Annotated in this window: 23 protein-coding genes; 16 read left to right on the top strand and 7 right to left on the bottom strand. The window is 63.1% G+C overall.

Features of this window, described 5'->3' with window-relative positions:
- The first annotated feature begins 29 nt into the window (after positions 1–29).
- Positions 30–464 (top strand): DoxX family protein, encoded by a 435-nt coding sequence (locus PJL15_RS04225; RefSeq protein WP_281449959.1) that lies wholly within the window; start codon positions 30–32, stop codon positions 462–464.
- Between the two features lie 135 nt (positions 465–599).
- Here the strand turns inward: PJL15_RS04225 and PJL15_RS04220 are convergent, their stop codons facing one another.
- The 5 genes from PJL15_RS04220 to PJL15_RS04200 all read right to left on the bottom strand — a co-directional run bounded on the left by PJL15_RS04220 (position 600) and on the right by PJL15_RS04200 (position 5,581).
- On the bottom strand, positions 600–1,238 hold the full coding sequence (locus PJL15_RS04220; RefSeq protein WP_281449958.1) for an HAD family hydrolase: 639 nt from the start codon (positions 1,236–1,238) through the stop codon (positions 600–602).
- A 52-nt stretch (positions 1,239–1,290) separates the two neighbouring features.
- Positions 1,291–2,334 (bottom strand): NAD(P)-dependent alcohol dehydrogenase, encoded by a 1,044-nt coding sequence (locus tag PJL15_RS04215; RefSeq protein WP_281449957.1) that lies wholly within the window; start codon positions 2,332–2,334, stop codon positions 1,291–1,293.
- 29 nt (positions 2,335–2,363) lie between these two features.
- Positions 2,364–3,131, bottom strand: coding sequence for a carbohydrate ABC transporter permease (locus tag PJL15_RS04210; protein WP_281449956.1), 768 nt, complete (start codon positions 3,129–3,131; stop codon positions 2,364–2,366).
- Positions 3,132–3,256: 125 nt separating this feature from the next.
- On the bottom strand, positions 3,257–4,117 hold the full coding sequence (locus PJL15_RS04205) for a carbohydrate ABC transporter permease (RefSeq protein WP_281449955.1): 861 nt from the start codon (positions 4,115–4,117) through the stop codon (positions 3,257–3,259).
- 81 nt (positions 4,118–4,198) lie between these two features.
- On the bottom strand, positions 4,199–5,581 hold the full coding sequence (locus PJL15_RS04200) for an ABC transporter substrate-binding protein (RefSeq protein ID WP_281449954.1): 1,383 nt from the start codon (positions 5,579–5,581) through the stop codon (positions 4,199–4,201).
- A 97-nt stretch (positions 5,582–5,678) separates the two neighbouring features.
- Here PJL15_RS04200 and PJL15_RS04195 point away from each other — a divergent pair, with 97 nt between their 5' ends.
- On the top strand, positions 5,679–6,620 hold the full coding sequence (locus PJL15_RS04195; protein WP_281449953.1) for a sugar-binding transcriptional regulator: 942 nt from the start codon (positions 5,679–5,681) through the stop codon (positions 6,618–6,620).
- A 40-nt stretch (positions 6,621–6,660) separates the two neighbouring features.
- Here PJL15_RS04195 and aztD read toward each other — a convergent pair whose 3' ends face one another.
- Positions 6,661–7,974: a zinc metallochaperone AztD gene (gene aztD, locus PJL15_RS04190; RefSeq protein WP_281449952.1), complete on the bottom strand. Its 1,314-nt coding sequence runs from the start codon at positions 7,972–7,974 to the stop codon at positions 6,661–6,663.
- Positions 7,975–8,070: 96 nt separating this feature from the next.
- On the opposite strand from aztD, the gene PJL15_RS04185 reads away from it, so the two are divergent.
- The 5 genes from PJL15_RS04185 (at position 8,071) to PJL15_RS04165 (ending at position 12,637) form a co-directional block, all read left to right on the top strand.
- Positions 8,071–8,481, top strand: a complete 411-nt coding sequence (locus PJL15_RS04185) for a hypothetical protein (protein WP_281449951.1) — start codon at positions 8,071–8,073, stop codon at positions 8,479–8,481.
- Positions 8,478–8,810 carry a PEP-utilizing enzyme gene (locus PJL15_RS04180; protein ID WP_281449950.1) on the top strand — a complete coding sequence of 111 codons (333 nt, stop codon included), beginning with the start codon at positions 8,478–8,480 and terminating at the stop codon, positions 8,808–8,810. The genes PJL15_RS04185 and PJL15_RS04180 overlap by 4 nt, the downstream gene beginning before the upstream one ends.
- Positions 8,807–9,376, top strand: coding sequence for a hypothetical protein (locus tag PJL15_RS04175; RefSeq protein ID WP_281449949.1), 570 nt, complete (start codon positions 8,807–8,809; stop codon positions 9,374–9,376). The genes PJL15_RS04180 and PJL15_RS04175 overlap by 4 nt, the downstream gene beginning before the upstream one ends.
- Positions 9,377–9,413: 37 nt before the next feature.
- Entirely contained in the window at positions 9,414–10,388 is a 975-nt protein-coding gene (locus tag PJL15_RS04170) for an acyl-CoA thioesterase (RefSeq protein WP_281449948.1), read from the top strand.
- A gap of 233 nt (positions 10,389–10,621) precedes the next feature.
- On the top strand, positions 10,622–12,637 hold the full coding sequence (locus PJL15_RS04165; protein WP_281449947.1) for a twin-arginine translocation signal domain-containing protein: 2,016 nt from the start codon (positions 10,622–10,624) through the stop codon (positions 12,635–12,637).
- Between the two features lie 36 nt (positions 12,638–12,673).
- Here PJL15_RS04165 and PJL15_RS04160 read toward each other — a convergent pair whose 3' ends face one another.
- Entirely contained in the window at positions 12,674–13,858 is a 1,185-nt protein-coding gene (locus tag PJL15_RS04160; RefSeq protein WP_281449946.1) for an ROK family transcriptional regulator, read from the bottom strand.
- 137 nt (positions 13,859–13,995) lie between these two features.
- Here PJL15_RS04160 and PJL15_RS04155 point away from each other — a divergent pair, with 137 nt between their 5' ends.
- From PJL15_RS04155 to PJL15_RS04115, 9 genes are read left to right on the top strand one after another with little or no spacing between them, the layout of a single operon-like run.
- Complete coding sequence (locus PJL15_RS04155) at positions 13,996–15,024, top strand: hydroxyacid dehydrogenase (protein ID WP_281449945.1); 1,029 nt, start codon at positions 13,996–13,998, stop codon at positions 15,022–15,024.
- Positions 15,025–15,027: 3 nt separating this feature from the next.
- Positions 15,028–16,383: a sulfatase family protein gene (locus tag PJL15_RS04150; RefSeq protein ID WP_281449944.1), complete on the top strand. Its 1,356-nt coding sequence runs from the start codon at positions 15,028–15,030 to the stop codon at positions 16,381–16,383.
- A 7-nt stretch (positions 16,384–16,390) separates the two neighbouring features.
- Entirely contained in the window at positions 16,391–17,680 is a 1,290-nt protein-coding gene (locus PJL15_RS04145; protein ID WP_281449943.1) for an extracellular solute-binding protein, read from the top strand.
- Between the two features lie 24 nt (positions 17,681–17,704).
- Entirely contained in the window at positions 17,705–18,643 is a 939-nt protein-coding gene (locus PJL15_RS04140; RefSeq protein WP_281449942.1) for a carbohydrate ABC transporter permease, read from the top strand.
- Entirely contained in the window at positions 18,640–19,500 is an 861-nt protein-coding gene (locus PJL15_RS04135) for a carbohydrate ABC transporter permease (RefSeq protein WP_281449941.1), read from the top strand. Before PJL15_RS04140 ends, PJL15_RS04135 begins: the two co-directional genes overlap by 4 nt.
- Positions 19,497–20,516: a Gfo/Idh/MocA family protein gene (locus tag PJL15_RS04130; RefSeq protein ID WP_281449940.1), complete on the top strand. Its 1,020-nt coding sequence runs from the start codon at positions 19,497–19,499 to the stop codon at positions 20,514–20,516. Before PJL15_RS04135 ends, PJL15_RS04130 begins: the two co-directional genes overlap by 4 nt.
- The gene (locus PJL15_RS04125; RefSeq protein WP_281449939.1) at positions 20,513–21,466 is read left to right on the top strand and encodes an ROK family protein; all 954 of its coding nucleotides are present in this window, start codon (positions 20,513–20,515) and stop codon (positions 21,464–21,466) included. The genes PJL15_RS04130 and PJL15_RS04125 overlap by 4 nt, the downstream gene beginning before the upstream one ends.
- Positions 21,467–21,481: 15 nt before the next feature.
- Positions 21,482–22,261, top strand: a complete 780-nt coding sequence (locus PJL15_RS04120) for a glucosamine-6-phosphate deaminase (RefSeq protein ID WP_281449938.1) — start codon at positions 21,482–21,484, stop codon at positions 22,259–22,261.
- Positions 22,262–22,316: 55 nt separating this feature from the next.
- Positions 22,317–23,138 carry a CPBP family intramembrane glutamic endopeptidase gene (locus PJL15_RS04115; RefSeq protein ID WP_281449937.1) on the top strand — a complete coding sequence of 274 codons (822 nt, stop codon included), beginning with the start codon at positions 22,317–22,319 and terminating at the stop codon, positions 23,136–23,138.
- Positions 23,139–23,151: the final 13 nt, after the last annotated feature.

Genomic DNA, 23,151 nt, shown 5'->3' with positions numbered 1-23,151 from the left:
TTCAACTAATCACCTGCGAGGGTTGAAGCATGAACAAGTCCAGCTTGACCACCACAGCCCTGACCATCCTGCGCGTCATTGCAGGATTTCTCTTCGCCGCGCACGGTTGGCAGAAGTTCAACGAATTCACCATCGCCGGAACCCAGGCGTCCTTCACGCAGATGGGCGTACCTGGCGCCTCCGTAGTGGCGCCCATCGTGGCGACCCTGGAACTCGTGGGCGGCATCGCACTGATCCTCGGCCTCCTGACCCGCGTCTTCGCAGTGCTCCTGGCCGTCGACATGCTGGGAGCACTTTTCCTGGTGCACGCTCCCGCCGGCATCTTCGTGGGTAACGGCGGGTACGAACTGGTGCTGCTCTTCGCCGGGGCCGCATTGGCACTCGCATTGGCGGGCGCGGGCAGGATTTCGGCCGACGCCGCCCTGTTCGGGCGCTCCGGCTCGAAGCTCCGCGTCCTGGCGTAGCACCCCCGCCCCCTCCTGCCGGACGCTCTCTCACATCCCACCCCCAATCCCCCGACGCTCCATCACTCTCGTGGAGAGAGTGATGGAGCGTCCGCCGGAAAGGGGTGGGACGTGATGGAGGATCCGCACCCCTCCTCATGTGGTGTGAAGCCGCACCCGCAGACTGCCATCGTGTCCAATGACGACGGCAACCTCGGCCAATGTGGTGATCACCGCGTCTGCATGGGGACGGAGTTCCACTGCGGTCGTAGTCCCCACGAGACCGACCGTCCGGCAACCGGCGCTACGTGCTGAACGTAATCCGGCGACAGTGTCTTCAAAAGCAACAGGCGGCACGCCGTCCCGCGCCCAACGCGTGCCGGCCCGGTAAGGCTCGGGATCCGGCTTGCCGCGGGAAACGTCGTCGCCTGTGATCAGCAGGGCAGGCGGCGTAATCCCACCGGCGGCCAGCCGGGCTTCGGCTACGAGGCGCGCGGCTGAGGTCACCACTGCACACCTGTCGCCGGGAACTGCAGCCAACAACTCGCGTGCCCCCGGCAGGGGGGTCACTGGAGCCTGCGGGTTCTGCTCAATTTCGCTAAGTCTTTGCAGGGCGGCCGGTATGCGTTCTTCAGAAACAAATGCCGAAGCCAGGTCCCGGGACGTACGTCCGTGGAATGACTCCCCCTCCGGGATTGTCACCCCCTCCTCGGCCGCCCACTCATGCCACGCCTGCTCCACCGCCGCGATGGAGTCCAGGAGCGTTCCGTCCATGTCGAAGAGGAACTCGCTCACTTCCCATTCGATAGCCCTTTTGTTGTCAGTCCGGTTCAAAGCAATCGTCCTGCTAGCGCTTTGCCTGCGGGCCGGGGATGACCATCGTTTTGATCGCCAGGGGGTCCTTCTTGGCCTTCATCAACGACTCTTCAACGTCCTCAAGCCCGTATCGTCCTGTGACGATCCCTTCCACATCCACAGCTCCGGATGCCAACAGTGCGATGGCGGTCGGCCACGTGTTCACGTACCGGAACGTCCCGGTCAGAGTGATCTCGCGATGTTGGATCATAGCGATGGGAACATTGAGCTCATCTCCTCCCATCCCCACCAGACAGGCAGTTCCACCACGCTTGACCGCGGGAAAGGCCGGCAAAATGGCCCGCGCGTTTCCGGAAGCATCGATGTAGACATCGAAGTACTCTGCGTAGTCGTCCAGACCGCTTGTGGTGGGGTCGAGGGCGAGGTCCGCCCCGTGGGCCAAGGCAAACTCCCGCCGATGAGCAATTGGGTCACTGATGACCACCTCGCTGGCGCCCAAGGCCTTGGCGACCTGGACATTCATGACCCCAATCGGTCCTGCACCCGTAATAAGCACCTTGTGGCCGGCTTTCACGCCTGCCCGTCGGGCTGCGTGCACGGCCACTGACAACGGTTCGAGGAGGGCTGCCTGCTCATCGGAGATCGACTCCGGAACAGCATGCGCAAAGTCGTCGTCCACGATGACGTACTCCGCAAAGGAGCCATCTACGGGCCAAGCCCCGTAAAAGAGAATGTCCCGGCACAAGTGGTAACGGCCCGTCTTGCAGTAATCGCACTTGCGGCAAGGAGTTTGTGGCTCAACCGCCACTCGCGTTCCCACGCGGCTGCTGTCGACACCAGGTCCGACGGCGACAATCTCACCGGCCGTTTCGTGCCCAAGCACGATCGGACCCTCGACGACAATGTCACCGATGGAGCCAGTCTCGTAAAAATGGGTGTCCGAACCGCAAACGCCCACGGCCGTCACACGGACAAGCACCTGGCCCGGCTGTGGTTCAGGAACTGCGACTTCCTGCAGTTCTATGGTCTTGTGTGAGGTCAGGACGCTGGCGCGCATCGTGGAAGGGATTGACATGTGAATGTCCTTTCAATTTCGGGGAGTGATCAGCCCTTGACCGTGCCGGCAGTGAGGCCACCGACGATCCAGCGCAAGGAGAAGAGAGCAAAGAGGATGCCCGGGACCATGGAGACGACAGTGGCCGCCGCCATCGGACCCCAGTCAATGGACTGATAGGCGATGTACTGCTGAATGCCGGTGGTGATCACCTGCGTGTTTTTTCCGCTCAGAACAAGGGGCAAGGTGTAGCTGTTCCACGCCCAGATGAAAGAAAGCATCATGCTGGCGCCAAGACCCGGCGCAATCAGCCGGAACAGCACGTGCCGGAACGCCGTCCAGCGGGTTCCACCGTCCATGGCCACCGCTTCCTCCAGCTCGACGGGGAGATCTTCGATGAAGGAGCGCAGCATCCACACAAGCATCGGCAGCGTCACCAACTGGTACGCCAGGATCAAGCCAAGATAGTTGTCGTACAAACCGATCTTTTGAAAGATCAGGTAGAGCGGCAGGATGATTAGCAGCTCCGGAGCGAAACGCAGGGACAGGATGCTGAAGGCAATGTTCTCGCGGCCCCGGAATTTGAAGCGGGCCAGGGCATACGCGGTCGGCAGGCCAATCAGCAAGGTCAGCACCAGCGAGCCCAGTGTGACGATCAAGGAGTTCACAAACGGTGTCATAAACGCGCTGCCACTGAGCACCTTCACGTAATTATCCAATGTTGGAGCAAAGAAGAACTTGGGCGGATAGACCACGATGTCGCCCGGCGTCTTGAACGACATCAGCAAGATCCAGGCAATCGGCGCCAACGCGAACACGGTCCAGAGTGTCAGAACGATGATTGCGGCTGAACGTCGAAGCTTTCTGGACCTTTCCCGGCGGGAAGTGCCGGGAAACGTGGGGGTTGCTTGGGCGCGGGCCGCAGACTCGACAACTGTGCTGCTCATGAAAATGCCTCCTTACGACGGGCCTTGAGCAGGAAAAAGGAGATGAGGTAGCAAAGAAGCCAGAGGACGATCAATGCCGCCATTGCCGCACCGAAGTTCAGGTTGCGTATGCCGTCCAGGTAAGCCATGACGTGCAGGTTGGTGGTGGCGTCCACGGGGCCACCCTTGGTGGTGGTGTAGATAATGTCGAACATCTTCAGGGAGTCGATGCCCCTGAAGGTGACAATCACCACCAGGACAGGCATGAGCATCGGCAGAGTCACGGAAACAAAGTTTCGAACAGGCCCTGCCCCATCCATCGCGGAAGCCTCGCTGAGTTCTTTCGGAACGCTCTTCAGGCCTGCTTGCGCCAGCAGCATGACGAAGGGCGTGAAAATCCAGACGTCGATGAGTACCACGGACCAGAGGGCACTGTCTGGTCCGTTGAGCCAGAGCAGCTTCTGGGACCCGACCGCCTCCAGCAACCAGTTCACAACACCGTTTTCGGTCAGCATGACCTTCCACATGAGAGCCGCGACCACCGGAGGCAACAACAACGGGAGAACAATGAGCAGCCGGAAAGAGTTTCCGATCCGGCCCACGTAGTTCAGGAGCATCGCCAGGCCGATCCCGAACAGGCATTCAAGAACCACGACGACGACGGCGTAGCCGAGCGTTATGCCGATTGCGTGCAAGCCCTCCCCGCTTGAAAAGAGGTTCAGGAAGTTCTCTCCCCAGTTGGGCACCGGAGCGCCACGGTTAAGCCGGTAGGAGGTGAACGACCACCACGCCCCTGTGAGGAACGGGTAGAGAATTGCCACCAGCAGGGCCAGCGCGGGTAAGAGTAAAAGATAGGGAAGAGAAGGTTTGTGTTTCATTTGTTCCCTTGGGTAAGGCAACTCTGCCCATCGGTCGACGCAACAGCGCGCCAGAAGGGACCGCGGGAAGTGTTAGCAGGGTTACTTGATAACGGCGTCAATTTTCTTTGCTGCATCGTTCAGGGCGTCTTCAACTGACGCCTGCCCCAGGATTGCGGACTGGATGGCCGTGGCCCAGATGTCCCCCGCGTTCGTCCAACTGGCCGACGGCGAGTAAGGCCAGGACGCGTGCTTCGACAGGATTTCCGTCCACGTCTTGTTGTAATCACCCCACCCAGCGGTGGCCTGGACCATCTCCGGGCTGTTGGCGACGGACATGCGGGTTGGATTCATGTTCCCGGCCGCAATCGCCGAGGTCAGGAGTTCTTTGGATGTGGCCCACTGCATGAACTGCCAGGCTGCACCCTTGGATTTCGACGCCGAGTTCATTCCCAGCGACCAGAGCCACATGCTCGAGGAGCGGCCCTTGGGACCCTCAGGTGGCAGGGCGTAGCCCACTTTGCCGGCGATGGCGCTGCCTGTCTTCTCAAAATCCGGGGCCATGTGGTCGGCGTCGATGTAGAACGCCGACGTACCCGCCAGGAAGTCCTGCTGTGCCTCATACCAGGTGTAGGTGCTGGCCGCTTTGGGTGCCGTCTTCATCAGTTCCACCCATTTGCTGGTTGCTTCAATGCCCTCCGGTGAGTTGACGGTGGCCTTTCCGTCGGTGATGTCCTTAACTCCGTAGGCGCCGGCGAACGTGGAGAAGGGATTCAGCGTGGGGTAGGTCTTGTCGCCACGGCTGACGAAGCCTGAGATCTTCTTCCCACCGAATTCGACTCCGTTGAGCTTCTGGGCTGCGGCGATGAGTTCATCGATGGTTTGCGGCACTTCGACGTTGTTGGCCGCAAGAATGTCCTTGCGGTAGAAGAGCGCGTAGCCTTCCTCGTTCGCGGGAATGGCCCACAGCCCACCTTTGCCGGCACCTCCGAAGTTGGTTTTGTCCCAGCGTTCAGCGCTCAACAGGGCCGGGAAGAAGTCGTTGATGTCGTAGTCCGGGGCAGTGTGCTTGGAATTATCCACCCAGGGTTGCAGGTCTTCGATCCAACCTGCGGCCGCGTATTGGTAATTCATGGGCTGCGAGGTCATGAAGACGTCATAGGCGCCGGAGCCGGACTGGAGTTCAGTCAGGATCTTTACCATGTAGTCAGCCTCACTGAGGGTCTCAAGGTTCACCTTGATTCCGGTCTTTGTCTCGAAGTCACTCAGCTGCGGCTTGATTGCTGCGGAGAGCGGGTGCTCGCTCATCAAAAGATTGAGGCTCTTTCCCTCGAAGTTCCGCCAGCCGAATGAATCGACGTCGACCGTGGAATCTGCTCCGCCTCCGGGCGAGCATGCGGCGAGCGTGGCCGTTGCGGCTACTGCTGTCACCGCCATTTGCATCACGGTGCGTCGGCTGGGGCGGAAACGCTGGACTTCCATCATCTACTCCTAGGACTCGCGGCAACCCGGCGGCGTCGGTGTCACCGGGTGTAGATGAAAGACTAATGAGAGCGCTCACAAACTGGTTTATGATGCTCAGGTGAGCAAGGAATTGAGTTTGGAAGAGCAGCTACGCCACGTCTACGCCGCGATGCAGCACCTTAAGTTCGGGCGCCCAACAGTGGACATAGCCGAGGAGTTGGGGGTCTCCCGCTTTGCCGTAGGTCGAATGGTGAAGTACGCCCGGGAGCAGGGGCTGGTGGATGTCACACCACGCCTCCCCGATCCCATCGACGCCACGCTTTCCAAGACACTGGCCTCCTGCTACGGCCTGGAATCGGCCATTGTCTGCATTCCCGCAGCTGAGGGTGACAAGGCTGCGCGCGCCGCAATCGCCGCCGTCGCGTCGAAGCTCCTCTCGGAGCTCATCGAAGAAGATGACATCTTTGGGCTGGGCCCGGGCAGAACCATCTTGGAGACCTGCGCTCGTATCCAGACGGCACCGAACTGCGATTTGGTGCAGCTCACGGGCGTCGCATCGACGGACGATGACAATTTGGAGGTCATCATGGAGTTGCGCCGTGTGGCACAGGGGCGGATGTACCCGCTTCATTCGCCAGTCATAGCGACGGATCACATTGCCGCGCAGGTCATCCGGAGCCAGCCCGGGGTTCGCCAGGCTCTGAAGCGGATGGACTTACTGGACAAGGCCGTATTCACCGTGGGCGGGTGGCCACACAGCTCACTCCTCGCGAGCCTTCTGGACGAGGCCGGTGAGCTGGACCCTCTGCTGGAACAGGGCGTAGCTGCGGAAATCGGCACCACCCTCCTCGATGCCCAAGGCAGGGAGCTTCACCTTCTTGACGACCGCATGATTGGAATTACCACTCAGCAACTGGCGTCCGTCCCAGTCAAGGTGGCCCTCGGGGGCGGGCCCGGCAAGAAGCGGGCAGTCATTGCGGCGCTGAAATCAGGGCTTGTGGACACTCTCGTCACTGACGTGGACACAGCCAAGGCGGCCTTGTCGGCCGCCAAGACGTGATGGAGCGTCCACCGGAAAGGGGTGGGACGTGATGGAGCGTCTAGCCCGTGACGCCAGTGAGCTCGTTCGGCGTGTGCTCAAGCTTCGCCGACTTCGCCACCTTCCCCGTCTTCAGGTCCACAGCGTGAAGTGACTGTGTGGCAGGTTCAGTGACGAACGCCGTCGAGCCTTGGACAAAAAGGGTGGGCCGTGGGTCCTGCCAAGTTGCCGACTCTTCCCACGGGGCCACCACGGGGATGGTGGATGTGACCGCGCCGGACAGTGGATCGATCACCCGGAGCCCGCCATCGGTACCGAGCACCAGCGCTTCACCCGAAGGTCCACGGCCCAGCGAGCGGAACGAGTAGCTGGTGCCGATATCCACAAGCTGCATGGCGGCCGTTTCGGTGTTGACCAACGAGATCCGGGTGGGCCGCTCAGGCTTTGCTGCCTTGTCCACCTTGTAGTCGCCCAAGATGACTGCAGACTTTTCCGATCCCGCCTGGTTACCCAAACGGCCATAGGCGTCGGGGCTGGAGACCTTGGTGATAACGCCGTCCTTGTAAATCAGCATGCCGTTTTCGCACCCGACCACCACGGCTTCACCCGCGGCGACGGCCTCGCCGTGGACTCCCGGGCAGTCTTCGTTGCGCACGATCTCCTGCCGCTCCTGACCCTTGCCAGCCGACAGCACCGCGATTCCAGACCGGCTTTCCTCGTTGCCAAGGGTCACCAGCAGCTTGCCGTCCTCAAGCTCAACAGCCACTCCATGGTGCGCCTCAGGCGTTGTGTAAACGTCCGTCGCGGGCAGCTTTCCGTCTTCAACTGCGGCGCCGAGCGCGGCGCTCTTGAAGCTCTCCACCTTCCCGGATCCGTCATTGAACAGCACGGTGCGGCCGGCATGCAGCACCACGTGGCCGGCCTTGTTTGCCTCAAAGGCAAACCCGGTCAGTCCGGGCTCTGCAACGTAATGGTGGCTGTGATCCCCGTGCGGTTCGGACCAGGCACCGGCGTCGAAGAGCCGGAAGGCATCTCCGGTGGACACGAAAACATGCCTTCCGTCACCCGCGGGGTTAAGGCGGTTGAAGCCCTCCAACTCCGCCGTTCCCACCTGCTCAAGCGAGGTGGCATCGAGAACTCCGATGCCGCCGTCGTGCGTGTAAACCAGGCGCGGCGTCGGCGCACCTGCCTCTTTGGGACTGGGTGTTGAGGTGCTCGACGACGGAGCGCCGGCCTCGTTGCCGGCGGAACCACCGGGGGCGGCGCAGGCGGCGAGCAGCAAAGCTGAAAGCCCGACGGCGGCAATCGGCCAGGCGGGGAGGCGACGCTTTTGGGTGGACAGGCGGGAAGGAGTGGGGTTTGGGTGATGAGACATGGATTAAATGATATTGATTCTCATTTAGAGCGCAAACCGGAGGCGATAATCAACAAAATATTGACAACAAAGTGTTGATGGTGGACGCTCGGAGTCATGAGCACGTCACCCCCGTCCCGCGACCACGAACTTGCAGAGCTCCAGTCCCAGGCGGCCCGTTTACTCCTGGAACGCGGCGCCGCTGAACTCCCCCAGCGCCCGTGGCTCCACGAGACGCAGCCGCCAACGGCCATGGACTTGATCCAACACGCGCTGTGGCGCTCCCGGAGCCAACAGGGCGATCAAACGCCGGATGCCTCTGACCTCAGCGCGGCCCTCGCGCTGGTTCCGGCCGCCAGAGGCGAGATGGACGCCGTCGAAACCGCACTCTTGTTCCTGGCCCGGGCCGAAGGGCTGACCTGGCCGCAGATCGCACAGAGCCTCGGCCTCCGCTCGGCGCAGGCTGCGCAGCAGCGGCTGGATCGGCTCTCCGACCGTCCGCGCACAGCAGCAGGAAACGGACAATGAGGCTGGTCCTGACGGGGACCGCGGCGAGCGCCGGTAGCTTCAGCGGAACGGCGCGCCTCATTCAAGGTCCCGACGAATTTGACCGTTTTCGCACAGGGGATGTGCTGGTTTGCCGTACCACCGATCCCGCCTGGACACCTCTTTTCGGCATCGCATCGGCAGTAGTCACTGAGACCGGTGGAATGTTGTCGCATGCCGCGATCGTCGCCCGTGAGTATGGAATCCCGGCGGTCCTGGGCGTTCGGTCTGCGCTGGAGCTGGTGATCGACGGCGGCTTTTTGACGGTCGACGGAACCACAGGAACCGTCACCTTGGCGGAGACCCAATGACTCTCCTGGCCTTGCACGCCGTGCGCCTGTTGGGTTTCGCTGATACCGAAGCTGTAGCAGCGCGGTTCGCCCAGGACCCCAACGTGGTGGAGTCCGTCCTCATCGACGCCGGCAGGAACGGCTTGGTTTCCCGCAGCAGCTTCGCCGGAACCAGCGGCTGGCTCTTGTCCACGTTGGGCCGGGCAGAGAACGAGCGACTGCTTTCCGAAGAACTGGAAAGGGCGGGCGCCCGAACCGTTGTCATGGCCGCGCATGATGACTTTGCAGAGTTCAATGACGGAGTGGTCGGCGCCTGCAGCGCCATCCAGTTGGGAGCTCCGGGCAGTCGGGAAGAAATGGATGTCCTCATTGGGGCCGTGGCGGCCTGGAGGCCGCTGGAAGCTCAACTTACCCGGAGGTTGCCCCGGTTCGAGGGCTACTCAGGGCGTCTGCTGCTGGCACTCAAGCGTTCGGTACAGGATTCGGCATGGCTGACCGGCACAGACCGCGACTCTTTCCATCGCGTCTGGTTCGAACTCCACGAGGACCTCATCGCCACACTGGGCCTCCGGCGAGCGCAGTCTTAGTCACGTAACAGAAACATGCCGCCAGTAAACTTCCAGCATGAGCGACGACGCCGGCAACTCCGTGACACTCCGTTTCCTGGCAGCCCCAACCGACGTCGGGCACAGCGGATCCGTCGATGCCGGGACCGTCCTCGAATGGGTGGACAAAGCGGCTTATGCAGCGGCGGTCGGGTGGGCCAAGTCCTACTGCGTCACAGCTTATGTGGGCAACATCCACTTCACTGATCCCGTGAACAGCGGGGACATGGTGGAGGTGACGTCCACGATTGTCTATACCGGCCGCTCCTCCATGCACATCCATACGGTGGTCAGCTCCCGGGACCCCAAGGGCGGTCCGGAGACGATGCACAGCCAGTGCATGGTGATCTTCGTGGCCGTTGGACCCGACGGCAAGCCCATCCCCGTCCCACAGTTCGAGCCCTCCACGCCCGCCGAGATTGAGGCCCGGGACCACGCCTTGGCCCGCATCGGGGTCCGCGAACAGATCGTCAATGCGATGAACGCCCAGGAATATACCGACGCCGGTACAGCCGAGCGCGTGACGCTGCGGTTCATGGCGTCCCCCACTGATGTGAACTGGGGCGGCAAGGTCCACGGTGGGATCGTGATGAAGTGGATCGATGAGGCTGCCTACGTTTGCGCCTCACGATACTGCGGCAAGGACACCGTGGCTGTGTTCTCCGGTGGCGTCCGTTTTTACCGGCCCCTGCTGATTGGCCACGTGGTGGAAGTCGAGGCACGGCTTGTTTACACCGGCGCAAAGGGAATGCACATCGCGGTCCACGTGCGGTCCGGCGATCCCAAAACCCGCGAGATGAACCTGACTACCTACTGCCTCACGGTGATGGTGGCACGCGATGAAACGGGCACGGCCGTGCCGATTCCCGAGTGGATCCCCGTGTCGGACGAAGACAAGAAGCTGCACGCACATGCCCGCGAACTCCTGGAAATCCGCGGTCGGGCACCGGGTAACCGACTTCCGGACCACTTATTGAAGGCTGCCGGGCAGTAGGAGGGCCGGGGGCTAGCCTTAACCGGCCCCGGTGGGAACACAGGACCTGATCTTCACGGGATCCCCGTCTTCGACATGAAGTCCTCGAAGTGTCGAGTTTGAAAATGTTCGAATTCTGGAATTCGCACGCAAGCGGCTGGGACACTGATCGCAGGTGCCCTGAACGTATCCGGAACGTCTCGGAAGCTACCACCCCTGGACCCCCAACGGGATACTCAATGAGGAGACCTTCCATGTCCTTTTCCCTGAATCGTCGTCAGCTGTTGCAGACCAGCGGTGTGGCCGGATTGGCCGCCGCTTTTGCCTCCATGTCCAACGGAAATGCCAACGCGGCCAAGCCCTTGGCAGCGTCCGGTCCGCAGATAACCGACCTGGGACCCGCCGTCGTGCAGTTCTCGCTCATGAGTTCGCTCCTGGTGGGCGACACTGTGTACATCGGTTCGCGGAACCTGAACCCTGTCCGCATCATCGGGTTCCATCTACCCACCCAAACCATCACGTCGCGGACCGATCTGGGCTCGGGCTACAGCATCCAGGCTTTGGCCGCGGACCCCACTGGACGCTACCTGTACGCCGGAGTGCTGCGCGACGGCATCGACGGCAAGCCCAACATCTACCGCTGGGATCTGAGCACGCCCGCCTCCCCGGCCGTGGGGGTGGGAGAGACCGGAGACCGCGACATCCGGGCCTTGGCGGTGGCTCCCGACGGCAAGGTCTACGCAGCAGGCGGCGGCCTCACCAGCAATGCCCCGTCCCTTTGGGAGTACGATCCCGGCACCAACGCCACAACCAGCTGGGGTGTCCCGGACCCGGGAGCAACGATCGCCCAGGCGGTCGCGGCTACGGCCAACTATGTGTACTTCGGAACCGGCAGCACGCTGGGTGGCGGCAACGGATCCAGCCCCGGCAGGCTCTTCGCGTTCGACCGCGCCACTAGGGCCTTCACGAATATCCTCCCTGCCGAGGTCGCTGCCGGGGTGTCGGTCACCTCGCTCAGCGTCCTGGACGGACAACTCGGCGTGGGCGTGAAAGGTCCAGGCAAGTCAGTATTGATCAACCTCGCGGACCACTCGAAATACACCATCATCCCCAAGACCGGCGTCATGTTCAGGCAGCTCGGGAACCAGGTGTTCTTCGTCAAGGAACCCGGAGTGTGGTCCTACAACATGGCCACCAAAAAGATCACGCAGATCCTCACCGAAGACGTTGGCGCCATGTGGGGCCTGGACGTGTACGGAAGCAAAGCCCTGACTGTTTCCTCCTACGACGTCATTGAGATAGATCCCGTTGCCAAGACGGCTGTAAAGCATGACCTCACCACCGCGGGAGCACCCGGCGGACCGCAGCTGTGCATGGGCCTCGCCGCTGGCGCCGGGGATGTGTACGTGGGTGGAACCGGAGTCATAGCGCGGCACCAGTTGGCGGCAAATACCGTCAGCTATCTGCGCGCCACAGGCGAAGCCAAGGATGCCGTGGTGGTGGGCGGCGTGCTGTTCACTGGACAGTACAACTCCCGGGGGATACTCGCCTACGATCCCACCACCGGGCAACTCCCCTACCAGGTAGCTGCGCTCCCCGCTGGCCAGAACCGTCCCCTGGATGTCTGTTGGGATGCTGTCAACGGGCTGGTGATTGCAGGCGCCCAGAACGACACCGGCGGCGGTGGTTGCTTTGCGGCCTACAACCCCGCCACCACGCAGGTGATCACCAAAGTGAACCCGATCGACACCCTCCAGATGGTTCGCGCGGTGGCAACGAAGGACGGCGTAGCCTACCTTGGCGGCGACAACATCTACGCGGACGGTCCACGCAGCACCGTGGTTGCCTGGGATCCGGTGGCCAACCAGGAACTGTGGCGACTCGACCCGGGCCAGAGCGCCGGTATCGCTGCCATGGCCATCCAGGGCAAATATCTCTACGGCATGTCCCGGCGCGCGGCCGGTCTCTTTGTCGTCGATCTGGAAACGCGCCAAGTGGTCCATCGCGGCGACCTCAGCAGCGTGTGCACCGACTTCGGTGCCCTGCAGGTCAGCCGGGGCATTGTGTATGGCGTCTCCGACACCACTGTTTTCCGTATCGACCCCATCACGTTCGCCGTGTCAGTGGTGGTGGCCGGCATCAACGGCGGCTGGTACAGCGGCCCGCATATCACCGCGGACGAAGACGGTTTCCTGTACACGCTTCAGGGCCCCAACCTGGTCCGGATCGATGACACCGGGGCCATGCAGCTGATGCGGAAAGCCGGCTGATCCTCAGCTTGCGGGATCGCCCGGGGAGAGTTGCAGTCAGGCCGTCTCGGCGGCCGGCTGCAACTCCTCCGGCTGCAACCCTTCCGGCTGTGAATCCCTCGCAGTAAACAACCCCGCCAACACCGCGCATGCCGCTCCCCTGGCAACAGCGGCATGGTCCGTCGTGACCGCTTCAACCCCGGGAGGAGGAGTATTCGCATGCTGGTACTCCACCAGAAATGCCTCTTTTGCCTGTTCAGCAAACGTGCCAATCCAGGCCTCAGGCGCAAAGCCGACCACAACCTTCTCCGGCCCCAGCGCCTTGGCGAGGTTCGCCATGCCGATTCCCACGTGCCCGGCCGCCCGGGCAATCAGTTGGCTGTCGGCGTCGGAATTGATCTCCCGATTGAGGCCCTGGCGCTGCAGTTCCTGTTGGAGGCCCCAGAGGCTGGCGCGCGTTTCCAGGCAGTCGTCCGCGCCGCAATGGCATCTCCTCGGCGGACCGCCGTCGGTGATCGCGCGCGAGTGCGCAAAACCGCCGGCGGAACCGTTGAAACCGCGCTGGATGCGGCCTTCAACCACGACGGCGGTACCCAGGCTCGTGCCGACGCTGAAGACCAGCATCTCCCGGCCTTTGAACCCGCCGTCGAACAGCAGGCCGCGGGCGTAGGAGTTGACGTAGCTGTCGATCACCACCGGTTCGCCGGCGGCTTCCTCAAGGATGCGTTGGAACGGCACGTCGGCCCACTCCATGGCTCCGCTGTGCCGAACAACGCCACTCGCCTGATCCACAACGCCGGATATGGCTACCCCAAGGCCTATGACACGCGGCTCCATGCCGGACGCCGCTTTTGCGACGGCCCGCGCCACCGCCGCAGCTGCGTCGCCGGGCTCCAGGGTGGTCAGGGGCTCGGCATGCGTTGCCACAACAGTGCCGCGCAGGTCGACGACGACTGCGAGCGCCCCGGAACCGGACAACCGCACCCCGGCAGCAAAAACACCTTCGCGGCCCAGTTCAATGAGCCTTGCCGGACGCCCTCCCGTTCCGCGCACAATTTCGGTTTCGATCAGAAGGCCCGACTGGACCAGTTTGCCGGTAATACCAGTGACGCTGGCAGCACTCAGCCCTGTTTGGGCAGCGATGCGGGCGCGGGATACGGGCGCTTGGGTTCGAACGATATCGAGCACCAGGGCCTCGTTGATCTCACGGATCAGGGCCTTGCTTCCTGCGCGGGGCTTCATTGCACGGGTCTCCTGGGATTACGTCGCTGTGGACCTTCCCTATTGTGGCATCGGAGCCGGATGGGACGGTTCTCCATCATCATTTCCATTAGTTTAGTCATTGACAAAACTAATAAACAATCAGTAGCGTCAACCGCATGAACTCCAACAACGCCGTTGTTCAGTCACCCGCCCTGAAGATCCTCCTCAGCGTTCCCGAGGCGGAATTCGACTCCTTCTTTCCACCCTCGACCCTGGCTGCACTTGCGGAATTGGGACACGTGACCGTGGTGCCACCCGAGGCGCTCCAATCCAGCAAGGCTTTTGCCGAGGTGGCCGAAGACGTCGAAATCGCCATAACGGCCTGGGGGTTCCCCCGCCTGGACGCCACGCATCTGGCTCTGGCCCCCAAGCTGCGTTGCGTACTTCACGCAGCTTCCTCCGTTCATTTCCTGGTGAGTGAGGATTTCTGGGAAGCAGGCATTCCCATTTCCCAGTCCGGAGCGGCAATGGCACCCGCCGTTGCCGAGCTCTCCCTCACCTTCACCTTGGCGTTGCTGCGCCGGGTCGAACGCCTTGACCACAGCCTCCGCTCCGGCCGGACCTGGGAGGATGCCCGCATGGCCCCGCGAGCAAGGGAGATTTCCGGCGCCTGCATCGGTGTAGTGGGTGCATCGCGGACCGGCCGCCGGTACATCGAAGCCTGCACCGCACTTGGCGCGGAGGTCAGGGTTTACGACCCGTACCTCAGTGCGGACGATCCCCTGGCACGGCTTTCAACCAGCCTGGAGAAGCTATGTGCCGCCAGTGACGTTGTAGCCGTCCACGCGCCGCAGACCCCCGAAACCCGTGGACTCATCGGCAGGGACCAGCTTGCCCTGTTGCAGGACGGCACGGCGTTCGTGAACACTGCCCGCTCCACCATCGTGGACATGGACGCGCTCTACGCCGAGGTATCCTCCGGCCGTATCGACGCGGCTTTGGATGTCTTCGACCTTGAGCCCCTGCCCATCGATGACCGCTGGCGATCATTGCCGAACGCCCTGCTCACCCCGCACATCGCCGGCGCCACAGTGGATTCCCGCCGCCGGGCCGGGCAGATCGTGGTGGACGAGCTTCGCCGCTTCCTTGCCGGAGAGCCGCTGGAACATGCCGTGACCCGCACTGACCTGGAAAAGATGGGCTAGCCGATGCGCAACATCCTTCTCCTTCACTGCCACGATCTGGGCCGCTTCCTGGGAAGCTACGGCGTTGGCACCGTGTCCACCCCCAACCTCGATGCGCTGGCCAGCGAATCGGCCTTGTTCGAAAAAGCCTTCGCCACGGCGCCACATTGCAGCCCCGCCCGCGCGTCCCTGTTCACCGGCACGTATCCGCAAAGCAACGGTGTCCTCGGCCTGACCCATGATCCCTTCGATTGGGACCTCAAGGAGCCCCGCCAACACATCGCACACCGCCTCAAGTCAGTCGGTTACCAGACGGAACTGATTGGCGTGCACCACGAATCACGCGTGCTGCCCGATGACGTGGTCGCCGACAGGCTCGGGTTTGACCGCGCCCGTACAGGGGGTGCGCGGGACGTCGTCGTAAGCCGCGCGACTGATGCGCTCCAGAGGATGGCAGCCGGCGGCCGGCCGTTCTACCTCCAGGTCGGCTTCACCGAACCCCACCGCGTCCCCTCGCAGCACGACCGCCCCGGCGTCATGGGCTTCCTGGCGGACGGCGTCATTCCTGACACCTCCCGCGGGCACAGCATCCCGTCGCACTTGCTGGACGATGCCGGTTCACGCGAGGAGATCGCCGAGCTGCAGGGCGCAGTGAAGCACATGGACGAAGGCGTTGGGCGCATCCTCGCCGAACTGGACGTCCTTGGGCTGCAGGACAGCACGCTGGTGCTGTTCACGACGGACCACGGACTCGCGCTGCCTCGCGCCAAATGCACGCTGTACGACGCCGGACTGGAAGTCGCGCTCATGATCCGCCACCCGCTGAACCGGGCTTGGGCCGGAAAACGGGTTTCGGAAATCGTCAGCCACGTGGACGTGCTGCCCACATTGCTGGACGTTTCCGGCCTCACGGTTCCGGCGGACCTTCCGGGGACCAGCCTCCGGGCGGCGGTGGAACGCGGCGAACCCATCCGCGAACACTGCTTCAGCCAACTGACGTTCCACACGTATTACGACCCCAAACGGTCCGTGCGGACATCCACGCACAAGTTGATCGTCAACTTCTCCAACGCGCCGCGTGCAATGGACCCCACCCAGTCCTGGGTCCATCGCAGCCTGCCCGTGGACCTGGGCGGGCCAACCATAGCCACCAGCCCGGCACTGGAGCTCTACGACCTCAGTACGGACCCGGCGGAACTGGACAACGTAGCGGGGGAACCAACGAACGCGGACACCCTGAGGGAACTGTCCGTCGCGCTCTTCGCCTGGATGCAGGAGACGGACGACCCCCTCCTGAAACCCGAACCTACCCACGCCGCCCGCCACAGCATTGCGCTCAAAAACCTCCAAGACGCCAGCCTCACCCCCAGCAGAAAGTAAGCCGATCATGTTCACACGAAAACTGCGCCCACCCGCAGCCTTGGCCGCCGCCGTCGTTACCGCTGCAGCCCTTGCCCTGACCGCGTGCGGCGGCCCGTCCTCATCGTCGAGTGACGCCGGACCCGCAAGCGGCAAGGTCACCCTCTGGATGTATCCCGTCATCAAGGATGAGACGGCCAGCAAGAAGTTCTGGCAGGACACCGAGGCTGCCTTCGAGAAGGCAAACCCGGGAATCGACCTGACCATCGAACTGCAGACGTTCGACAAGCGCGACGCCCAGATTTCGGCCGCGTTGGCCGCGGGCTCGGGACCCGACGTCGTGCTTATTACGCCTGACCAGGCCGCCACCTACCGGAACGTCCGGGGACTGTTGCCGGTGGACGAAGCCGTGTCCAAGGAAAAAGACTCCTTCTACCCGAACACCCTTGATGCCGCGACCTTCGACGGCGAACTGTTCGGCGTCCCGCTCTTCCAGAACATCAACACCACCGCCTACAACACCAAGATCTTTAAGGATGCGGGCCTGGAACTGCCCAAGAACTGGGATGATCTCCGTTCGGCGGCACCGGTCCTGGCCAAGAAGGGCATCGCCGTCATGGATTACGCGGGCAGTCCTGAACAGACGCTGAACCTGTCCTTCTATCCGCTGCTGTGGCAGGCCGGCGGCAAGGTGTTCAGCGACGACGCCAAGGATGTTGCCTTCGACTCGGCAGAAGGCGAATCGGCCCTGCAGCTCCTGGTGGACCTCAAGAAGGCCGGCGGCTTGCCCGCCGACGCCGCCACCGACGGCCCCAAGGTGGAGGGCGCTCCGATCGCCACCGGCAAGGCCGCGATGCGCGCCACCACCTCCCTCCCGGAACTCAAGCAGATGCGGGCCGCCCTGGGAGCTGACAACGTTGCGCTCGGGGAACCCCTGACAGGCAAGGTCCAGGCCACCTATGGCAACCCCGGGCTCCTCGCCCTGACCTCCATCAACAAGAAAGAGAACCGGCAAGCCGCCTACACAGTGATGAAGTACCTGGGTTCGGCTGAATCCCAGAAAGCCCTCAACGCCGCCGCCGGAAACCTGCCCACCCGCGAAGATGCCGCCGCCCTCGGCGAGGATGCCGATTCAAAGGCCATGGCGGCAGCCCTGAAGACGGCCAATCCAGGCGAATCCTCGCCTGTGGCCCGCCAGGTCATGGGTGCGCTGGCACCCAACATCCAGGCGGCCCTTCGCGGGGACATCACGCCCAAGGAAGCCCTCGCCAAGGCGGCCACGGAAGCACGCGGCATCCTGCAGCGCGCGGCCCGCTGATTCGACCCCGCAGATAGGTTTCCCATGTCAGTGCACACCCAAACCCGTTCCGCGGCCCGGGCGGCAACGCCTCCGCCACCTGCCCCGAGGAAGAAGGTCCGTAACCGCGAGGCCCTTGCCGGCATCCTCTTCGTCCTGCCCACCCTGGTGATCTTCGGGCTCTTCAAGTTCCTGCCGATCTTCGGCGCGGGAGCCATGAGCCTGACGGAGTACAGCCTCAACGGTGATTTCGAGTTTCTTGGCGCCGACAACTACGTCCGGTTGGCAGCAGACCCGAACTTCTGGCAAAGCCTGCGCGTCACTTTCCTTTACGTGGTGATCTTCGTTCCGTTCATCATTGCGGTGTCGCTGGCCGGGGCTGTCCTGCTGGACAAATTGGTCCGCTACACGGGAACCTTCCGGGCACTACTGTTCATCCCGTACCTCAGTTCCTTCGTCATGGCCGGCATCATCTGGACGTGGATCTTCTCCACCGACGGTCCCCTGAATGCGGCGCTCGGCGGGCTGGGCCTGGGACCCGTGCCATTCACCTCCGGCCCACAGCTCCTGGTCCTGCTGTCCCTGGCTGTTGTGTCCGTGTGGAAAGGATTCGGCTACTCCATGCTGATCTTCCTGGCCGGGCTCAAGGCGCAACCCGCCGAAGTCCACGAGGCCGCCCGCATTGACGGTGCAGGCGCCTGGAAGTCCTTCTGGTTCGTGACGTTGCCGCTCCTGAAACCTGTGGTGTTCTTCGTGCTGGTCATTGAGACGATCGTCGGCTTCCAGGTCTTCGACACCATCTACGTGATGACCGGCGGCGGCCCCGCCCGGGCAAGCCACAGCCTCATCTACTTCCTGTTCGACGAAGGCTTCAAGTTCTTCGACTTCGGCTACGCCTCGGCCGTAGGTGTGGTGCTGTTCGTGATCGTGCTGGTCCTGTCCCTGGTGCAGCAACGATTCTTCGAAGGAAAGGACTCCAAGTGACAGCCGTAGTCTCCCCACCCATCCCTCCGGTTTCCATGCGGCCCAACACCGAAAAACGCCGCCAACGGACATTGACCTGGGTCCTCGCCATCGTTTCGCTCTTCACAGTGGCACCCCTGCTGGCCGTGGTGGTCCTTGCGCTCTCCCCTGCCGATGCACCCACCATTCCCTACGCTTGGCCGTCGTCGCTGACCTTTGACAACATGGTCCGCATCTTCAACGTGGGTGAATTCCCGCTGTGGCTCTGGAACTCGTTCGTGTACTCCACTGTCTCCGTGGTGGTTGTCCTCCTGACCGCTTCCATGGCCGCCTATGCCCTGGCCCGCAAGCGTTTCCCGGGACGGAATGCCCTGCTGTGGGCCATCATCGCCACACTCATGGTCCCCGTGCAGGCAACGCTCATTCCCACGTTCATCCTGGTCTCCAAAATGGGCGGCGTGAACACGCTCTGGGGCCTGATCCTGCCCACCCTGGCCAATGCCCAGGCAATCTTCCTGATCCGCCAGTTCGTGAAGGACATGCCCGAGGAGCTCTTCGACGCAGCACGCATCGACGGTGCCGGGGAATGGCGCACCTTCTGGCAGATCGTGCTTCCCTTGATCCGGCCCGTGCTGGCCACGTTGGCCATCTTCGTGTTCCTCTGGCACTGGAACGACCTCCTGTGGCCGCTGGTCGTAGGTCAATCAGACACCGCCCGCACACTGACCGTGGGCTTGGCCACCCTCAACACGGAGACCGCGTCCACCTCCAACATCATGGCGGCCGCGTTTGTCAGCTTCATCCCCTGCCTGGTGATTTTCGCCTTCCTCCAGAAGCACATCGTCGCGAGCATCACGCACAGCGGGGTCAAAGGATGAACTCGCCTACTGTGATTGCCCCGATACGGTTCGGACTGATCGGCGTCGATTCGCCGCACGCGCCGTCTTTTGCCCGCCTCTTCGGGGACGGGTTCGACGGCGCGGTCCCCGGCGGGACGGTGACGCACGCCTGGAAGGGGGTACCGGCGTCGGACTTTCCGCTGGGCCGCGACCGGGTCGATGACTTCGCCGATCAGGTGGCGGCGCTTGGTGTCACGCTGTGCGATTCGCCGGAGGCAGTGGCCGAAGCCTGTGATGCCCTGCTGATCGTGGCCTCGGACGCCCGCATGCATCCGGAGTACTTCAAACGGGTGGTGGGCTACGGCAAGCCTGTTTATGTAGACACCCGATTCGCGCCCACACTGGCGGAGGCCCGGGCCATGCTTACCCTCGCGGACGCCTCGGGGACGTTGGTGCTGGCCGGATCACCCAAGCGTTTCACGCCGGAATTCCGCGCGGCCGTTTCCAGCGGCAGGCCTCGCCGGGTGGTCCTGGACGGGCCGCTACCGACCCAACCCGGACACCCCGGGTTCTCCTGGTACGGCGTGCACTTGGTGGACTTGGCCGTTGCGGCCCTTGGGCCCGGTGTCATCGCCGAAGGTGCAATCGTCGACGCCGGTGCTGCCGCGGCTGCCGTTCGCGACGCCGATGGTGCCTCTGACCGCAGCGGTGGCGCGCCGCCGTCGTACTGCTCCCTCAAGGCGACCATCCGCTGGGTTGACGGCCGGGAGGCAGTGTTGGGCGGGGACGTGGAGTGGAGCCCGCAGACCACGGGCCATCTCGAACCCCGGATGGACGGGAGCGCATTCTCGATCGAGGCCGGGGAGTCCATGCTGGCCGGGCTTTTGGAAGGCATCGTCGAGTCCGTCCGCACTGGAACCCCCAACGTGCCGTGGGCCGAAATCCTGGACATTGTGGCGCTGGTCGAGGCAATCAACCGGAGCCTCGATACCGGTTCCCCCGTCTCCTTCCGTTCCAGCTGCCTGTTGGCGCTGCAGCCAGAAAGAACACTGTGACTTCATCCACCACCGTCCGCACCGGCACCCGCACTATCCGTCTCGGGGCTGATATTGGCGGCACGAAGACCGAGGTTGTCGCTATCGATGACCACAACAATGTGCTGCACACCTTGCGCCGGCCCACGGGGTTCGGCAAAGACCAGGTCCTGGGCACTTTGTTCGGCTTGGTCCGTGACGTCCTCGGGGCCGAGACCTTGCTCGATCGGCCCGTTGCGGGCCTGGGCATCGGGATTCCCGGCATCGTTGACACGGATTCAGGCACGGTGGCAAACGCCGTTAATGTCGGTCTCAAGGACCTTGCATTGGGTTCCGTGGTCACATCCGCGCTTGGACTTCCCGTGTCCGTGGAGAATGATGTCAACGCTGCCGCCGTTGGCGCCCACCACCTTCTGGGCGCTGGTCAGGCGACCGGAACAAGCGCCTATTTGAACCTCGGAACGGGCCTTGCCGCAGGATTCGTGAGCAATGGCCAACTGGTCCGCGGCGCGTCGGGCGCAGCGGGGGAGATAGGCCACCTGCCCCTGCTTTCGGGTGACCTCGACACCGCCTGCCCGTGCGGGCAGACCGGTTGCCTTGAGCTGGTGGCATCGGGGTCCGGTCTTGCCCGTCAATGGTCAGGCTCCGGGCCGTGGCCGGCGGCCTCACTGTTCGACGCAGCGCTCGACGGCGATCCGCTCGCCCTGGACGTTCAGCAACGGTTTTTTGCCGGCGTCGCTGCCGCCGTCCGGGTCCTCGGCCTGACCTTCGACCCGGGCGTCATCTACATCGGCGGCGGCCTCAATTCGCTCGGCCAGCCGCTGCTCAGCGGAATTCGGCAAGAGCTCGCCCGCGCCGGTGCTGCATCCCCTTTCCTCGCCGGCCTGGCTCTGGGGCACCGTGTCCGATTGGTCCCGCCGGGACTTCCCACCGGTTCGGTGGGCGCCGCGATCTGCGGCAACAACAGCTAACTCAGGAGAAAGTCCATGGCAGAAGTCATCATCGTCCGCGATCAGGAAGAGGCAGGCAACGCCGCTGCGTCCCTCTTTGTTGAGCATTTGAAACACAAACCCGACGCCGTCCTGGGACTGGCCACTGGTTCGACGCCGCTGACCACGTACGCCGCCCTGGCCTCGGCTGTACGGGAACATGGCTTGGATGTTTCCAAAGTCCGGGGGTTTGCCCTGGACGAGTACCTCGGCATCCCACCGGAACACCCGCAGAGCTATCGGTCCGTCATCACCTCTGAAGTCGTGGAGCCGCTGGGGCTGACGCCTTCTTTGGTGATGACACCCCGGGGTACGGGTCCCAACGTAGAGGCAGCCGGGGACGAGTACGAACTGGCGATCCGCGCTGCTGGTGGAATCGACGTCCAGATCCTCGGCATCGGCACCAACGGCCACATCGCGTTCAATGAGCCGGGGTCTTCGCTTGGTTCCACCACCCGCCTCAAGGCACTGGCGGCACAGACCCGTGCCGACAATGCTCGATTCTTCGACTCCCCGGCCGAGGTTCCAAGCCATTGCATCACGCAAGGACTTGGCACCATACAGCGGGCCCGTCACCTGGTTCTGTTGGCCTTCGGAACAGCCAAGGCGCCCGCCGTCGCCGCCGCTTTGGAAGGACCGGTGTCCGCATCTGTCCCGGGTTCGATCGTTCAGCTTCATCCGTGGGCAACGGTGATCCTCGACGAGGAAGCGGCCTCCCAACTGATGCACGCCGATTACCACCGGCTGGCCCGTGCCGGCGTGGCCGGCCTCCGGTAGTTTGGAAACCGGGCCGGTTTCCAGCAGAGGGAACCGAATACAAGGGGGCAACAAAATGGGGCAAACAGGCCAGTCACGTTGGAAGTCTTTTTGGGAGAAGGGCGGCTGGTGGCGGGCCGTGCTGCTCGCCGCCGTCTACTTCATCCTGTATGAGCTGGGGTCCTTGCTCTTCGCGCCCCTTGCCCTGAGTATCAGCGACCAGGAAAGTGCGGCCTTCATCCTTGCCGTCTACGGGCTCCCGATCCTGCTGGGTTGCATCCTGCTGACCCTTTTCGGCTGGTCCGTTGGCTGGCTCCGCGGGCTCTTTGCCCGGCAGCCCATCCATGGGCGTGGTTGGATGTGGATTGCGGTCATTGCCGTACTGGCGTTCAATATCCTCCGCATGGCCACCATCGACTACAACTCCGTTGGTCTGGATGTTGTGGCCACTTGGCTGCTTGCCGGACTCTTTGTGGGCTTCGCCGAAGAGACGCTGACCCGCGGCTTCGTCATCAACATGCTGCGCAAAGCGCGGTACCGGGAGATCGTTGTTGCTGTTATTTCGGGTGGCATCTTCGCGGGATTGCACGCGGGCAACCTGCTCTCCGGACAGTCATTGTTCGTGACGCTCTTCCAGTTGCTCTACACGTTCGCGTTTGGCATCTGCATGTATCTGGCTTTGCGGCTGTCCGGCTCGTTGATCGTGCCCATCCTGCTGCACGCCAGCACGGATCCCAGCATCTTCCTGCAAACGGCACACGCCGCCGAAGGCCCACTTGCCGCGATTGCCGGGCTCGGAAACATAGTGGTGATCGTGGTGGGGCTCGGGTCGTTGTTCTTCATCCGTGGTCGGGTGGACGCCCCGGTTTTCGACGCAGCACTGCAAGCCCAGCGCTGACAGGCCACCAATT

Origin of the sequence: Paenarthrobacter nitroguajacolicus (genome assembly GCF_029952445.1) — a bacterium.
In the GTDB taxonomy this organism is placed as follows: domain Bacteria; phylum Actinomycetota; class Actinomycetes; order Actinomycetales; family Micrococcaceae; genus Arthrobacter; species Arthrobacter nitroguajacolicus_B.
This window is presented reverse-complemented; position numbering and strand designations above follow the sequence as displayed.

What these genes read in the sequence shown, in the direction of transcription:
- PJL15_RS04225 (WP_281449959.1), top strand. Translation starts at nt 30, where the DNA reads ATGAACAAGTCCAGCTTGACCACCACAGCCCTGACCATCCTGCGCGTC.
- PJL15_RS04215 (WP_281449957.1), bottom strand. Translation starts at nt 2,334, where the DNA reads ATGTCAATCCCTTCCACGATGCGCGCCAGCGTCCTGACCTCACACAAG.
- PJL15_RS04205 (WP_281449955.1), bottom strand. Translation starts at nt 4,117, where the DNA reads ATGAAACACAAACCTTCTCTTCCCTATCTTTTACTCTTACCCGCGCTG.
- PJL15_RS04200 (WP_281449954.1), bottom strand. Translation starts at nt 5,581, where the DNA reads ATGATGGAAGTCCAGCGTTTCCGCCCCAGCCGACGCACCGTGATGCAA.
- aztD (WP_281449952.1), bottom strand. Translation starts at nt 7,974, where the DNA reads ATGTCTCATCACCCAAACCCCACTCCTTCCCGCCTGTCCACCCAAAAG.
- PJL15_RS04185 (WP_281449951.1), top strand. Translation starts at nt 8,071, where the DNA reads ATGAGCACGTCACCCCCGTCCCGCGACCACGAACTTGCAGAGCTCCAG.
- PJL15_RS04180 (WP_281449950.1), top strand. Translation starts at nt 8,478, where the DNA reads ATGAGGCTGGTCCTGACGGGGACCGCGGCGAGCGCCGGTAGCTTCAGC.
- PJL15_RS04175 (WP_281449949.1), top strand. Translation starts at nt 8,807, where the DNA reads ATGACTCTCCTGGCCTTGCACGCCGTGCGCCTGTTGGGTTTCGCTGAT.
- PJL15_RS04170 (WP_281449948.1), top strand. Translation starts at nt 9,414, where the DNA reads ATGAGCGACGACGCCGGCAACTCCGTGACACTCCGTTTCCTGGCAGCC.
- PJL15_RS04165 (WP_281449947.1), top strand. Translation starts at nt 10,622, where the DNA reads ATGTCCTTTTCCCTGAATCGTCGTCAGCTGTTGCAGACCAGCGGTGTG.
- PJL15_RS04160 (WP_281449946.1), bottom strand. Translation starts at nt 13,858, where the DNA reads ATGAAGCCCCGCGCAGGAAGCAAGGCCCTGATCCGTGAGATCAACGAG.
- PJL15_RS04155 (WP_281449945.1), top strand. Translation starts at nt 13,996, where the DNA reads ATGAACTCCAACAACGCCGTTGTTCAGTCACCCGCCCTGAAGATCCTC.
- PJL15_RS04150 (WP_281449944.1), top strand. Translation starts at nt 15,028, where the DNA reads ATGCGCAACATCCTTCTCCTTCACTGCCACGATCTGGGCCGCTTCCTG.
- PJL15_RS04145 (WP_281449943.1), top strand. Translation starts at nt 16,391, where the DNA reads ATGTTCACACGAAAACTGCGCCCACCCGCAGCCTTGGCCGCCGCCGTC.
- PJL15_RS04140 (WP_281449942.1), top strand. Translation starts at nt 17,705, where the DNA reads ATGTCAGTGCACACCCAAACCCGTTCCGCGGCCCGGGCGGCAACGCCT.
- PJL15_RS04130 (WP_281449940.1), top strand. Translation starts at nt 19,497, where the DNA reads ATGAACTCGCCTACTGTGATTGCCCCGATACGGTTCGGACTGATCGGC.
- PJL15_RS04120 (WP_281449938.1), top strand. Translation starts at nt 21,482, where the DNA reads ATGGCAGAAGTCATCATCGTCCGCGATCAGGAAGAGGCAGGCAACGCC.
- PJL15_RS04115 (WP_281449937.1), top strand. Translation starts at nt 22,317, where the DNA reads ATGGGGCAAACAGGCCAGTCACGTTGGAAGTCTTTTTGGGAGAAGGGC.